Here is a 14,931-nt window from a genome sequence, read left to right as displayed (position 1 = left end):
ATTTAAAATACATTAGTTTAAGCTACTATTAATAAAATGGGATAGTCTATTTAATTAATTACAAGTACTCTATGAATTTAGAATATAAATAGTTTAAATATTCTTATACATTTTTATATGATCGATATTTTCCTCAATAAAAACTGAGCCCGTTTGAATATAACCTAGTTTCTCATAAAAGCCTTGAGCTTGGACTTGAGCATTTAAAACTAATTGATTGTATCCTTTATCTTTTGCAAAACGTTCAATAGCGTGCATCATTGTTTTGCCATACCCATCTTTTCTGTAAGGTTTTAAAATAGCAACTCTTTCTACTTTTGCTGCGTTGTTATAAGGTCTAAATCTCGCACATGCAAAAGGTACATGATTTTTGTCGTAGCCAATAATATGTGTAGATTCTTCCTCAAATGAATCTAATTCATTTTCCAAGGGAACACCTTGTTCTTTCACAAATACTTCTCTTCTAATATAAAAACATTCTGATAACATATCTTTGTTTTTAACTATTTCAAACATCTTAATTCCCCCATATATATGTAATTATTAAAAGTTGCAAAAATTAAATTTATAAAAGTATAAAGTTATTCTATATGATTTAAAGATATAAAAAACTCCTTTTTACAACAAATTCGTAAAAAGGAGTGGAAATTGTTTTATTATAAGGCTTCTTGGCGAACAATCGCACTGTACTGCCAAAATATTCTCATTTGAGCAATATTCCAATTATTCATTCCCATTGTAAAGCCTGAAGGTTTAAATAATGTTACATCAGTAACTTCTAATGCTGCCGCAATAAGATATTGAAGAGGAACGCTAATACTTTGCATTGTCTCAGTAATACCATTTTCATCATAAACCCATGAGAACGGTAAATCCGATTCAAAAACATCTACTTTATTGAAGATTTCTGGTAAAGCAAGAATGTAGCACGCACCATTTACAATTGGATTAACAGAATTTTCACCATAGTAGACTAATAATGCTTCATAATTTTCACGATGTTCATGATTAACGTAAAAGAATTCACTTCTAAATAATGCCATGTCTTTGCTATGAATAATTTGTTGCTCTAAAACATTAAACATACCATTAATGTTAGCAGCTTTTTCATATGTTTTACGTGACATAGTTTGTGCTCCTCTCAATTAGTAAATTTGATTTTGATTGTTATTGAATGAATCAGTATTATTCGTTTGATTGTAGTTTTCACTTTGAGTATTGTCTTGACTACCTTGGTTAAAATCTTCGTTTGAGTTTGAACTATTTTCATCAGATGACTGTACATCATTATTGTTGTCTGAATTTGTTGAATCATCATTGTTATCATCAGAAGAAGATGAATCTTTTTGATTATTTTTCAATAAAGACTGATCAAGAGGTGTAAGTGGTACAAGTGTACCGTAATGTTTAATAACGCGTTGATCTAAGAATTCATCCTTATCTGTTATTTTAGATAGTCCTAAATCAGAACGCAATATATTTGAATATTTCATAATACTACTTACGCTCGGATTATAATAGTAAATATTTTGTAAGTAATCATCTTTACCCTTGAGTTGAGACTTTTTAAATTCAATGTCATCAGATAAGTACATAGATGCTAGAGATTTGATTTCAGAAGAAGTTAAATTATGTTTCGCATTTTTCCCAACTATTTGTACTAAATCATCTAATTTATCATATGAATCAAGGCTCTTAGCTTTTTGGAATAATAATTTAATTAAATCCATTTGTCTTTCGCCACGTTTTAAATCAGAATCGTGATGTCGTGTTCTTGCAACGGCTAGCGCTTCATCACCATTAAGTTTTTGATAGCCTTTTTTAATTTTAATTCTACCGCTATCGTCTGTATTAGGCTCATTTAAGTCGTAAGGGACGTCATAATAAATACCGCCAAGTTCATCAACTGCCTCAACGAAAGCATCCATATTTACTCGTACATAGTAATCAACAGGAACGTTTAATGTCGCCTCGACAGAATCCATAGCAGCTACAGGTCCTCCGTAAGCATGTGCGTGAGTTATCTTATCGTAATAACCAACTTTTGGTATATAACTAATCGTATCACGTGGGATACTAAGTAATCGTATTTGACGCTTTTCAGGACTGAAGGTAGAAAGAATCATAGAATCCGTTCTTGAATGTTCTGTAGTTTGGCCATTTTTACGACGACCTTCATTATCATCAATTCCTAAAAATAAGATTGAAACTGCATCTTTAGAAGGGTTTACTTTTCGTTCACGTATGTTTGATTGACGCTTCGAATCAGATTTATCATATGAGGCTTGCATTGCACTTTCAGAAGTTTTATACAAATTGATGATAAAAATTACAGGAACAACGATTAGTACTAGTGTAAGTAGCATCATAAAATATTTTAAAAATCGGTTCATAGCATTTGCTCCTATACATATTATCTTTTATAAGAGATTTTATGATTTGAAAAATAAAAATCGTTACATTTTTATTTAACATGAAGTATAAAATCAAAAATAAATTTATATTTTTTATTTTTTGCTTGTATTCAAAGTTGTAAGGATGGTGCAATTATATATAATGTATACTCTCATAGCCTTAAATTGTATTACTTTTTGGAGAGAATTACAACTTTAAGTTTAATACAAAATTTACATTATTAAAATAGAATTTACAAAAGATGATTAAGCAATATTAGATAGTACTTTATCATACTAAAGTACGATGTAATAAAAAATTATAAGTATATGATTAAAGAGAGATGAATTCAGTGGTGTTGTGTTATATAATATAAAATATTAAACGAATAAAAAAATGATTTAGATAGAATAGGTTTTAATTTAGATATACTTCTATATTAGACGTAAGAGGGACCCCATGAAAAATAACAAATTAAAAATTATAGCTTTTATTTTAGTATTAATTGTTTTAATACTTCTCATTACATTATTCGTCATTAAAGTTACTAACTATAGTATTAAGGATAGTGAATATAACAATGTTAATGATAACAAGGCTTATATAGAACATCGTGATAAAAACCACAAAACAGTCGATAAGCTCAAAACGGTTCAAGCAAAAGATGATAATATTGAACAAATTAATGCGTATTTAAAAAATGTTCATTTCAATGGATCAATTACAGTTTTAAAAGATGGAAAATTAATGCTTGATAAAGGTTATGGTTATCAAAATATTAGCAGTAAGAAAAAAAGCAATGCAAATACGATGTATTTAATTGGATCAGCTCAAAAATTCACTACTGGTTTAATACTCAAGCACTTAGAATTATCAAACAAAATTAATATTAATGACCCTGTTACTAAGTATTTGCCTTGGTTTAAGACAAATAAAACAATTACATTGAAAGATTTAATGTTACATAGAAGTGGTTTATATAAATTTAGTGCTAATCCTAATACAAAGAGTTTAGATGGGGCAGTTCATGATATTCAAAGAAGAGGGATTAATAGTAAATATTATCATAAACATTTATATAACGATGCTAACTATCTAGTTCTTGCGCAAGTTATAGAAGCAGTAACACATCATTCTTATGTGGAAAATTATTATAAATTATTAGCAGAACCCTATCATTTAGAGCATAGTGCTTTCTTTAATGAAAAGCCTTATAAAAAGAATATGGCTACTGGATATAAAGTAAAAAATAATAAACTAAAAACGATGAATCCGAATGTATTAGATCAATATTATGGTGCAGGAAATTTATTTATGTCTACACATGATATGGCTAGATTAGTTAATGATTTACAGCAAAATAATATTTTCAATCAAGCAGTTACAACATCCTTACTTCAAGAAATTGGGAGCACTAAATATCCAGAATCTTATAGATATGGATTCTATTCGACTCCTCAAGTCAATCGAATTAATGGTGTGTTTTTCGGTCAAATATTCACGGTATATTTTAATGAAGATTATATTATTGTACTGGCTACGAATAAAGTTGATTATTCTAAAGTGTCAAATGAGTCAATTATTTCTCATATTTATTATCAATTACTTGGTCAAAATATTTATGAAACCAAATAAAGAGAGCTATAACGAAATGTAATAAAGATGCATTTTGTTATAGCTTTTTTAATTAAAATGAATTATTTAATTGTGTCTTTAAATATTGAGCAGTAGTTCTTATTTAGACTTGAAGTAACAATTTTACAATTTCGATAGGGGGAGTCGTAATCAACAACTGTAGCTCCCTTGGTCAATGTGCCATGTAATTCAATTCGTACACTAGCTAGTATCGTTTCATAGCTTTCAGGATCAAGTAAATATAATACTGTGAAGACATCATATAATTTTAACCCTTTAGCGAAGTCTTTCTCTCTATAATGTTGAAAGGTTTGATAGAACATTGAACTTGTTCTACTCATATGTTCAAATGACGCTAAATAGTCATGAGTTAACAGCGATTGTCGCGCTAAATCAAGTCCAATCATAGTAAGGGGAAGGTCACTCTCAAAAACAATATGCGCTGCTTCAGGATCACTATAGATATTAAACTCTGCAAGTGGCGTTACATTACCTCGTCCTGAACTTCCTCCCATTAAGACAATTTCTCTAATATGATCTTTAACTTCAGGAAACGTACTTATTAATAGAGCAATATTCGTAAGCGGACCTAACGCTATAAGCGTAATAGGGGTGTTTGAATGTAAAAGTATTTCCTTCATTGCAGTTATTGAGTTAGTAGAAGCCAATTGGTCATTTGATATAGATGGGAAGTCGTATCCATCCATACCACTTTCTCCATGAACTTGGCTTGCATCTATTGCTTTATTAATTAACGGTTTTGCAGAACCTCTGTGAACAGGTACGTCACTATTGAAGAAAGCTTTCAATTTCAGAGCATTAGCAGTCGTTTTTTCTATATTGACATTTCCATTAACTGTGGAAATCATTTTACATCGAAGAATGGATGTAATAGAGCAACACTCAATTCAGCAGCGTCATCAATTCCTGGATCAGTATCTATGATTATGGGTAAAGTCATTATTCAAATGCATCTCCTTCACAATAAATGATTTAAATTAAAGATAACTTAAATCAGGTATGATATGAAAGCATAAAGAAAGAACCTGTTTGAAACTCTGACGAGTTTCATAACAGGTTCTTTGTATGAGATAAATATTAAATTATAAGTGGTGAGAATGTCCACCTTGCATAACCCAATACGTACCAATAACAGTCACTAATGTGATGATAATCGCAAAGATAACTTTGAACGATTGTACTTGACCATCTTTACCTTCAGTTAAGTGCATGAACATTAATAATTGAACTGCAGCTTGAATAAAAGCAAAGCCAAAGATGATTGTTGTTTTAGCATGGAATGTCATGTTTGTGTATAGAGTTACGAAAACTGCTAATAACGTCAAGACGATTGAGGCAATAAAGCCAACTGTATGTTTTACGATTGTATTCATCCGCTATACACCATCCCTATCATATATACGGCAGTGAAGATGAAGATCCAAACAACATCTAAGAAGTGCCAGTATAAACTTACAATGAATAATTTAGGAGCATTAAATTTATTAAGACCACGTGTAGCCACTTGAATTAATAAACAAATGATCCAACCAATACCTAATGATACGTGAGCACCGTGTGTACCTAATAGGATGAAGAAACTAGACCAATAAGATCCAATTTGTGGTGTTACGCCTTCAGAAACATAGTGAGCAAATTCGTAAATTTCGAATCCAACGAACACTAGACCTAAAAGGACAGTAAGAATCATCCAGAACATCATTAAGTTTTGTTTTTCTTTACGCATGTAATAAATTGATATACCACATGTGTAAGAACTAATTAATAAGGCAAACGTCATAATTAATACAAGCGGTAACTCGAATAATTCTGTTGTCATTTTGCCAGCATAATCGCCACCATGTTGCAACGTTAATAACGTTGCGAACAAGGTACCGAATAATGAGAATTCGGCTGTAAGGAAAATCCAGAAGCCAAGTTTATTTAATTGACCTTCGTGCGTACGTGAATCAACAGTATTTGTATCATGACTCATGACCTACAGCCTCCCTTTCTTTAATACGAGCTTCTCTTAAACGAGCTTCATTTTCAGCAACTTCAGAAGCAGGGATATGATAACCATGATCTTGTACGAAACTTTGGTAAACTAATGAACCAAGAATACCTACTAAGCAGATTGCGGCAGGAATTACAGTTTCGAAGATTAAGAAGAAACCACCTAATAACATGAATATACCCATAATTACACCTGTGTGTGTATTGTTTGGCATATGAATGTCTTTATAGTTATGGTTATCTAAATAATGACGACCATGTTCTTTCATATCAACAAATGTATCATAGTCATTCCAATCTGGAGTGATAGCAAAGTTGTATTTAGGTGGAATTGCAGAAGCAGTAGACCACTCTAAAGTACGTCCAAGACCATCCCAGTTATCTCCAGTAGCTTCACGTGGAGCTTTGATATGACTGTATACAATGCTTACTACTAAGAATAGGAAACCAACAGCCATTAATAATGCACCAATAGTAGAGATTACGTTTAATAACCACCAACCATCAGAAGGCATATAAGTGTATAAACGACGAGGCATTCCGTCTAATCCAAGAATGAATTGTGGTAAGAAACATACGTTAAATCCAATCATGAATAACCAGAAGCACCATGCGTTTAATTTTTCGTTTAATTTGTAACCCATCATCTTAGGATACCAGAAGATTAAACCAGCTAGGCAGGCAAATACAACACCAGTAACCAATGTATAGTGGAAGTGAGCTACTAAGAAATAAGTATTATGGTATTGATAGTCAGCTGATGCCATCGCTAACATTACACCTGTAACCCCACCTAATAAGAAGTTAGGGATGAAGGCTAATGAGAATAGCATTGGTGACTCGAACGTAATACGTCCTTTATATAATGTTAATAACCAGTTAAATAATTTAACTCCGGTTGGTACACCGATTAACATTGTTGAAATTGAGAAGAATGAGTTGATTAAAGCACCATTACCCATTGTGAAGAAATGGTGAACCCAAACTAAGAAACTTAAGAATGCGATACCAGCAGTTGCCCACACCATACTTTGGTGTCCGAATAAACGTTTACGAGCAAATGTTGGAATAATTTCTGAATAAATACCAAATGCAGGCAAGATAACGATATAAACCTCAGGGTGCCCCCATACCCAGAAGAAGTTTGCCCATAACATTGGCATACCGCCATCGGCAACTGTAAAGAATGCAGTTCCAAATACACGGTCAGTAGTCATTAATGCAAGTACAACTGTGAATACTGGGAATGCAAGAATTACGATTAAAGACGTAATAAATGTTGTTACAGTAAACATAGGCATTTGCATGAATTTCATTGTTGGTGTTTTACATCTAAGTATTGTTACGAAGAAGTTAATACCAGTCATTAAACTACCAATACCTGAAATCTGAATTGCGACTAGGTAATAGTTAACACCTGGGCCTGGACTAAATTCACCAGCTAATGGTGCATAGTTTGTCCAACCAGCTGCTGGTGAACCACCAATAATGAATGAAAGGTTGAATAAAATCATACCAACGAAGAATAACCAGAAACTAATGTTATTCATAACTGGGAACGCCACATCACGAGCCCCAATTTGTAGTGGAACGACTACGTTCCATAAACCAAATATGAATGGCATAGCCATAAAGATAATCATGATAACGCCGTGCGTACTGAAGATTTCGTTATAGTGATTTGATTCCAAGAAAGTATTATCTGGAATTGTTAATTGAGTACGTAATAGTAATGCATCAATACCACCACGAACGAACATAAGTACGGCACAAATTAAGTACATTAAACCGATTTTTTTATGGTCTACGGATGTGAACCATTCTTTGTAAAGATATTTCCATAACTTGAAGTAAGTAATTACTGCGATTAAACCAATAACTAGGAATGGCGCACCAATTTGTGCCATTGTAATCATCCAGTTACCTTTAACGAGCAATTGATCCCATGGAAAATTCATTAATGTCCACCTCCATGATCATTGTCTGCTTTGCTACCAAATTTAGACGCATTTTCGTCTTTTGCACTTTTACTGATTTTTTCCATTTCCTTAGAGTTATGATCTTCTTCTTTCTTGAATTCATTATCATAAGGATCATTGTTACCAAGAATCATAGGTTTCATACCATGACGCTTATAGTTAGCGTTAGTGATTTGAACCTTACGAGCTGGTTTTTGTGGTTTATCAGTAACATCTTTGTACAAGTCTTTCTCAGCTACAAAGTTAGGATCTTTTTGAACATAATTGTAACGTTTGTAAGCGTAGAAGATGTACTCTGGATCAGCTGCAGGGTCAACGAATGCCATATGCGTACCACTGAATGTCAATTCTTTATTAGGTGTACTTGGTAAGAGTTGTTTATCAAACTCATCTTGGCTAAGTGTTTTCTTGCTCTTAGCATCTTTAACCCAAGAATCGAATTCACTTTGGTTTACAGAGTGAACTTTAAACGTTTGGCGAGAGAAACCTTCACCATTAAAGTTTGAGTTACGTCCTCTGAAAGTACCTGTTTCATCGGCTTGTAAAGTCCAATCCATTGTCATGCCAGTCATGGCATATTTTTGACCACCTAGTTGAGGAATCCAGAAACTTGTCATCGTATCCATAGCTTGTAATTTGAATACTACAGGACGATTTTTAGGAATAGTTAAAGTATTAACCGTTTCAACTTTTTGTTCTGGATAAGCGAAGAACCATTTGTACCCAGCACTTACTGCGTATACAACTATAGGATCTTCCTTACTTTCTGGTGGTTTCTCATAATCGTATAAAGTTTTAACTGTTGGAATAGATAAAGCAATTACGATAATGATAGGTACCACAAACCAAATTGTTTCAATTAAAGAATTGTGGTGCATCTTACCAGTTTCGCTGTTTTTATTGTAGCTATACTTGAAAATAAAAATAGCGAACATGGTAAGTACAACAGCAACAATAACAAGCATGAAGATGATTGAATAGATAATCAAGAACTTCTGACTACTTGCTACTGGCCCTTTTGCATTAAATACTTCAACATTCGAACAACCACTAAGTAAAATTAGCGTGCCGAACATTAGAAGCAAAGACTTAAATTTTGACACTTTTTTGACCTCCTAATACTACAAATGTAGGGCTTATCATTAATTTTAGTTTATTACGCAATATTTACAAGTACTTATCCGAAAAAAATTATAATTATATATAGGAAACAACTAGAAACAATAGGAATGACGGGGAATGTAAGATTTGTTAAAATTATGTGTCTATTCTGTGAAAAATGACAAATTTAAGTGAAATACGCATATAGTTGAGAAACGTTATCATTTTCAGTGTTTTCAAGGGTTTTTGACACAAAAAAAGATGAGATTATTCATCTCATCTCAAAAATTTATCATATTATTTAACTTCTATGTATCGAGTTGAAGTTTCTTCTGCACCATCTGAATCAATGACATTATATTTCACTTTATATTTGCCTACTTTAGAAGTATCAACATGACCATCTACAGTGATCTTATGTGTTAAATCACCATCTTCTTTATCATAAGCACTAATTCCATTTAGTAGATTATAATTTTGGCCTTTTTCGATTACGATATCATTCACACCTCTAAGCTCAGGGGAGTGATTAGTTGTTGCTTCTGCACTTAAGTTGGGGGTAACTAGAGTTGCGGAGACGCCTAGCGCTGAAAGTGACTGGATTAGTTTATTCATTAAGTTAACCTCCGTTAAAAAATAAAGTCATTGAGTAATTTAATTAAACTATACAATATATTCTGAAAATAAACATCATACTATAGTCCTAATATATCGTATTATTTTAAGAATTTAAATAATAAGAAGAAAAATATATATTAAGATTATGTAAAATGAACAATTTGTGAATTTAATTACAATTGATTTAAAAATTTTGCAAATTGGAATAGAATGAATATGGAAAAGGTTTGAAATATTTAACTAAATGGGAGTGACTTTCATGTTAAATGAAAAAGAAAAAGGCATTATCAAAGAAACGGTACCTGTATTACAAGAGAAAGGCACTGAAATAACATCATATTTTTACAATAGAATGTTCAATCAACATCCAGAATTAAAAAATATGTTTAACCAAACGAACCAACAAAAAGGATTTCAATCAACTGCATTAGCGCAAAGTGTTTTAGCAGCAGCTGTTAATATTGATAATTTAGGCAACATCATGCCTGTAGTTAAAGAAATCGCTTATAAACATTGTGCATTAGAAGTTCCACCAGCAGGTTATGACATTGTTGGAGAAAATTTAATAGAAGCAATTAAGGCAGTAGTAGGACTAGAAGATGATCATCCAATCATCCAAACATGGAAGAAAGCTTATCAAGAAATCGCAGATGTGTTTATTCAAGTTGAAAAAGATATCTATGCTAGTATGCTTTGGGAAGGTTTCCAACCTTTTGAAATCGAAAAAATCGAACAATTATCTTCAGATATCAAAGCTTTCACAGTTAAATCTACTGACTATGACTTAAGTCAATTTACACCGGGTGAATACATCACTGTGGATGTTAGTAGTGAAAAAATGCCATATCGTGCAAAACGACATTATTCAATTGTATCTGGAGAAAAAGAGCGTTTAACATTTGCTGTTAAACGTGATGTGACAACTGACCATGAAGGTGAAGTTTCAACTATATTGCATGATGAATTAAAAGAAGGAGACAAAATTAATTTATCAGCACCTGTAGGTCCATTTGCGGTTGCAAATCCTGAAAACTCTCAATTATTTATTGGTGCGGGTATCGGTGTTACACCATTAGTTTCAATGTTTAATGAAGTGGTTGTTAAAGATAGCAATGCTCAATTTATTCAAGTAACTGGAGATGTCAACGATACACCATTCACTTCATATTTAGAAAATATTAGTCAAAAATCAGACAAAGCAAAATATGAACTTTATGATCGCGAAAAAAATGGCTATTTAACTAAAGAATACTTAGAAAAATATATAAGTGAAAATACAGAGATTTATGTTTGTGGTGGTGCTAAATTCATACAATCAGTTATTGAAGTATTAAAAGCATTAGATGTTGATCAAAGTCATATTCATTATGAAACATTTGTACCAAAATTAAGTGTTGCAGTTTAATATTGAATTAAATATTTATTAATAGGATTTTGTATAAATTATAAATGAATAAAGCACAAGGATGATATTTAATAAACATCACCCCTGTGCTTTTATTTCGAATTGTTTAATTGAAGTTTAAACGAATTACTCATAAGTAAGAATAATTATATTATTCAATGCCACGACGCATTTTTTCAGCTAATAATGTATTATTAAGCACCATAGTAATTGTTAATGGGCCAACACCACCTGGAACTGGCGTAATTGCACCGGCAACTTCTTTAACTTCTTCAAATTCAACGTCACCTTTTAATTTACCATTCTCATCTGGAGTGTTACCAACGTCAACAATAACAGCGCCTTCTTTTACATCATCTTTAGTTACTAAACCTGGTTGACCAACTGCGCTGACAATAACATCAGCATCTTTCAAATGGCTATGCATGTCTTTAGTACGTGAATGTAGAATAGTTACTGTAGCATTAGCTTGTAATAATAATTTTGATACTGGTTGACCAACAATATGGCTACGACCAATAACAACTGCATTTTTACCTTCTAAATCAATATCAGCATGTTTAAGGATTTCCATAATGCCTAGTGGCGTACATGGAACAAAAGTTTGCTCATCAATATATAACTTACCGATATTTGAAGGGTGGAAGCCATCAACGTCTTTTTCAGGATTAATTGCTTCTAAGATTTTTTGTTCACTTACTTGTTTAGGAAGAGGTACTTGAACTAATATTCCACTTACTGAATCATCATTGTTTAAACGGTCTAATTCTTTTAATACATCTTCTTCAGAAGTATCCTCATCTAAATGAACAATTTCAGAAATCATGCCGATTTTTTCAGCAGCTTTCTTTTTAGAGTTTACATAGCTTTGACTAGCACCATCATTACCTACTAAGATTACGGATAATTTTGGTGTGTAACCTTTTTCTTTTAAAGCTTCAACTTGATTTTGTAAACCTTGTCTGTAGTCCTTAGAAATTTGTTTCCCATCTAAAATTTTTGCAACCACAAAAAATTCCTCCTTGTTTGTTTAAATCATACTTATACCTTAACTTTAAATCTTCAGTTACGTCAATTGATAGCCAAAAGACGTAAATTAAAATTAAAAATTAAGTTAAAGTTCGATTTTTGATTGAAAAAGCATCTCATGATTGTTATGCTATATCTGTAATATACAACTAATCGTAACTAAATTTCAAACTTTTGAAAGGGTGTACAACGTGAAAGTAGCGGTTATTATGGGTAGTTCTTCAGATTGGAAGGTTATGCAAGAAAGTTGTGCGATGTTAGATGAATTCGAAATACCGTACGATAAGAAAGTCGTTTCGGCACATCGTACGCCTAAATTAATGTATGAATTTGCAAGTCAAGCTAGAACACATGGATACGATGTCATTATTGCTGGTGCAGGTGGTGCTGCGCATCTACCAGGAATGGTTGCATCAATGACAACAATACCTGTTATAGGTGTACCGATTGAGTCAAAAAGTTTAAAAGGATTGGATTCTTTATTATCGATTGTTCAAATGCCAGGAGGTATACCGGTGGCTACAACTGCAATAGGTAATGCAGGTGCAAAAAATGCTGGGGTATTAGCTGCGAGAATTTTAAGTATTAGTAATGAATCAGTTCGTAAATATTTAGATGAATATGAGCAAAGTCTAGTAGATAAAGTTGGTGAAATGCAAAATGATCTTCAATAAATTAAAATTCGGTGACACGATTGGTATTATCGGAGGCGGTCAATTAGGTAAAATGATGGCTCAATCTGCTCAAAAAATGGGTTTTAAAGTCATTTGTTTAGATCCTAACCCTGATAGTCCGTGTAAGTCAGTAGCTCACGAATTTATAACTGCTGCTTATGATGATGAAGAAGCTTTACATGAACTCGGTGAGAAATCTGATGTAATCACTTATGAGTTTGAAAATATTTCAGCTGAACAACTTATTCGTCTAACTCAAAAATTCAATATTCCTCAAGGTTATCAAGCTATTCAATTATTACAAGATCGTTTAACTGAAAAACTAACATTACAACAAGCAGGATCTAAAATTGTTCCTTTTTTACCTATTAAAGAGGAAAAAGACCTAAATGTTGTGATTAATCAATTAGGATATCCATTTATAGTTAAAACGCGTTTTGGTGGATACGATGGTAAAGGACAAGTCTTAGTTAAAAATGAAGAATCAATTCAAGAAGCCAAAGATCTCATTTCACAACAAGAGTGTGTAGCAGAACAATTTCTTGATATTGCACTCGAAGTTTCTTTAACTGTTACGATTGGTAACCAAAAACAAATTACGTATTTCCCTCTTCAAGAAAATGAACATCGAAATCAAATATTATTTAAAACCATTGTGCCTGCGAGAAGTGATAAGGAACAGGAAGCTAGAGATGAAGTAAATAAAATTATTAATGAGGTACATTTTGTAGGTACGTTTACAGTCGAATTCTTCATCGATAAATCAAATCATTTATATGTAAATGAAATTGCACCACGTCCACACAATTCCGGACATTATTCAATTGAAGCCTGTGATTATTCACAATTCGATACACATATTCTAGCAGTTACTGGACAAAATCTTCCAAAAGAAATTGAGATTTTAAAACCTGCAGTAATGATGAATTTGTTGGGGCGCGATTTAGATTTATTAGAAGATAAGTTCGCTAATCATCCAGAATGGCATGTTCATATTTATGGGAAACCTGAACGTAAACCTAATCGTAAAATGGGGCATATGACAATTTTAACGAATAATGTAGATGAAACTGAGAAAGATATGCTCAAACAGTTTGAAGGGAGAGAATAGTTAATGGCGCTATTGTATGAAGGAAAAGCGAAAAGAATTTTCTCAACAGATAATGAAGGTCAATTGCGAGTTGAGTATAAAGATGAAGTTACGGCTGGTAATGGTGCAAAAAAAGACAAAATGGAAGGTAAAGGACGATTAAATAATCAAATTACCTCTATTATATTTGAATATTTATCTCAGCATGGAATTGCGAGTCATTTTATTAAGCAGCTTTCTGAAACGGAACAATTAGTTGAAGAAGTTAAAATCATTCCACTAGAAGTTGTAGTACGTAACATAGCAACAGGTTCTATAACAAAACGCTTAGGTTTTAACAAAGGTTATGAATTCGAAGCACCGTTAGTTGAATTTTTCTATAAAAATGACGACTTAAATGACCCGTTAATTACGGATGATCACGTTAAACTTTTAAAAATAGCGAGTGATAGTGAAATTGAAACATTAAAAACTATGGCTAAAGATATTAATAAAGTATTAGTTCAATTGATGGATGAGATGGATTTAAGATTAGTTGATTTTAAAGTTGAATTTGGTAAAACCTCTGACGGTAAAATTTTATTAGCTGATGAAATTTCTCCAGATACATGTCGTATTTGGGATAAATATTCTGATTCTAACTTTGATAAAGACGTCTATCGCAATGATACAGGTTCACTTATTGACACATATACAACATTTTTAAATAAATTGGAGGAACTAAAATAATGAAAACGATTGAACTTCACATTACATTACAACCACAGGTGTTAGATACTCAAGGACAAGCACTAAATCGAGCTGTTCACGACTTAGGTTATAAACAAGTTAATGATATTCGTGTAGGTAAAGTTTTATTCATGACGGTTGATGAAGCAACTGATGAAGCGGTCGATAACATTGTGACGACATTAAGCGAAAAGTTATTCGCAAATACTGTAATTGAAGAATATAGTTATAAAATCGTTGACGAAAAGGAGAATGCATAAG

15 protein-coding genes and 1 pseudogene are annotated in these 14,931 nt (G+C 32.2%); 6 read left to right on the top strand and 10 right to left on the bottom strand.

The window, feature by feature from the left end; translation table 11 throughout:
- Nucleotides 1-93: 93 nt before the first annotated feature.
- The 3 genes from SBL16_RS00585 to SBL16_RS00575 form a co-directional block, all read right to left on the bottom strand.
- Entirely contained in the window at nt 94-516 is a 423-nt protein-coding gene (locus SBL16_RS00585) for a GNAT family N-acetyltransferase (protein ID WP_317952290.1), read from the bottom strand.
- 140 nt (nt 517-656) lie between these two features.
- Nucleotides 657-1,127, bottom strand: a complete 471-nt coding sequence (locus tag SBL16_RS00580; RefSeq protein WP_011276180.1) for a DUF2538 family protein — start codon at nt 1,125-1,127, stop codon at nt 657-659.
- A gap of 18 nt (nt 1,128-1,145) precedes the next feature.
- A complete protein-coding gene (locus SBL16_RS00575; protein ID WP_107634649.1) occupies nt 1,146-2,393 on the bottom strand; it encodes an LCP family protein in 1,248 nt (415 codons plus the stop codon).
- Nucleotides 2,394-2,853: 460 nt separating this feature from the next.
- On the opposite strand from SBL16_RS00575, the gene SBL16_RS00570 reads away from it, so the two are divergent.
- On the top strand, nt 2,854-4,029 hold the full coding sequence (locus SBL16_RS00570; protein WP_107611318.1) for a serine hydrolase domain-containing protein: 1,176 nt from the start codon (nt 2,854-2,856) through the stop codon (nt 4,027-4,029).
- A 62-nt stretch (nt 4,030-4,091) separates the two neighbouring features.
- Here the strand turns inward: SBL16_RS00570 and rihC are convergent.
- The 6 genes and pseudogenes from rihC to SBL16_RS00540 form a co-directional block, all read right to left on the bottom strand.
- Nucleotides 4,092-4,990 (bottom strand): annotated as a pseudogene (gene rihC, locus SBL16_RS00565) (ribonucleoside hydrolase RihC).
- Between the two features lie 142 nt (nt 4,991-5,132).
- Entirely contained in the window at nt 5,133-5,423 is a 291-nt protein-coding gene (qoxD, locus tag SBL16_RS00560) for a cytochrome aa3 quinol oxidase subunit IV (RefSeq protein WP_011276176.1), read from the bottom strand.
- Entirely contained in the window at nt 5,420-6,025 is a 606-nt protein-coding gene (gene qoxC / locus SBL16_RS00555; protein ID WP_037535537.1) for a cytochrome aa3 quinol oxidase subunit III, read from the bottom strand. The genes qoxD and qoxC overlap by 4 nt, the downstream gene beginning before the upstream one ends.
- Nucleotides 6,015-8,003, bottom strand: coding sequence for a cytochrome aa3 quinol oxidase subunit I (gene qoxB, locus SBL16_RS00550; RefSeq protein ID WP_107611317.1), 1,989 nt, complete (start codon nt 8,001-8,003; stop codon nt 6,015-6,017). The genes qoxC and qoxB overlap by 11 nt, the downstream gene beginning before the upstream one ends.
- Nucleotides 8,003-9,127, bottom strand: a complete 1,125-nt coding sequence (gene qoxA, locus SBL16_RS00545) for a cytochrome aa3 quinol oxidase subunit II (RefSeq protein WP_317952286.1) — start codon at nt 9,125-9,127, stop codon at nt 8,003-8,005. Before qoxA ends, qoxB begins: the two co-directional genes overlap by 1 nt.
- Before the next feature lie 295 nt (nt 9,128-9,422).
- Nucleotides 9,423-9,740, bottom strand: a complete 318-nt coding sequence (locus tag SBL16_RS00540) for a DUF5011 domain-containing protein (RefSeq protein ID WP_011276172.1) — start codon at nt 9,738-9,740, stop codon at nt 9,423-9,425.
- A gap of 262 nt (nt 9,741-10,002) precedes the next feature.
- On the opposite strand from SBL16_RS00540, the gene SBL16_RS00535 reads away from it, so the two are divergent.
- The gene (locus SBL16_RS00535) at nt 10,003-11,148 is read left to right on the top strand and encodes a globin domain-containing protein (protein WP_037535544.1); all 1,146 of its coding nucleotides are present in this window, start codon (nt 10,003-10,005) and stop codon (nt 11,146-11,148) included.
- A gap of 151 nt (nt 11,149-11,299) precedes the next feature.
- On the opposite strand, the gene folD is transcribed toward SBL16_RS00535, so the two are convergent.
- On the bottom strand, nt 11,300-12,157 hold the full coding sequence (gene folD / locus SBL16_RS00530; RefSeq protein ID WP_037535546.1) for a bifunctional methylenetetrahydrofolate dehydrogenase/methenyltetrahydrofolate cyclohydrolase FolD: 858 nt from the start codon (nt 12,155-12,157) through the stop codon (nt 11,300-11,302).
- Between the two features lie 211 nt (nt 12,158-12,368).
- Here folD and purE point away from each other — a divergent pair, with 211 nt between their 5' ends.
- From purE to purS, 4 genes are read left to right on the top strand one after another with little or no spacing between them, the layout of a single operon-like run.
- Nucleotides 12,369-12,851 (top strand): 5-(carboxyamino)imidazole ribonucleotide mutase, encoded by a 483-nt coding sequence (purE, locus tag SBL16_RS00525; protein ID WP_107611316.1) that lies wholly within the window; start codon nt 12,369-12,371, stop codon nt 12,849-12,851.
- Complete coding sequence (gene purK, locus SBL16_RS00520; protein ID WP_107611315.1) at nt 12,838-13,962, top strand: 5-(carboxyamino)imidazole ribonucleotide synthase; 1,125 nt, start codon at nt 12,838-12,840, stop codon at nt 13,960-13,962. Before purE ends, purK begins: the two co-directional genes overlap by 14 nt.
- Before the next feature lie 3 nt (nt 13,963-13,965).
- Nucleotides 13,966-14,670, top strand: a complete 705-nt coding sequence (purC, locus tag SBL16_RS00515) for a phosphoribosylaminoimidazolesuccinocarboxamide synthase (RefSeq protein WP_107611314.1) — start codon at nt 13,966-13,968, stop codon at nt 14,668-14,670.
- The gene (gene purS / locus SBL16_RS00510; RefSeq protein WP_107611313.1) at nt 14,670-14,930 is read left to right on the top strand and encodes a phosphoribosylformylglycinamidine synthase subunit PurS; all 261 of its coding nucleotides are present in this window, start codon (nt 14,670-14,672) and stop codon (nt 14,928-14,930) included. The genes purC and purS overlap by 1 nt, the downstream gene beginning before the upstream one ends.
- Nucleotide 14,931 lies beyond the last annotated feature (1 nt).

It is taken from the genome of Staphylococcus sp. NWU MK-U1 (assembly GCF_033283505.1).
Taxonomy (GTDB): Bacteria; Bacillota; Bacilli; order Staphylococcales; family Staphylococcaceae; genus Staphylococcus; species Staphylococcus haemolyticus.
The sequence above is the reverse complement of the archived record's forward strand: the minus strand, read 5'-3'. Positions and strand labels throughout refer to the sequence as shown.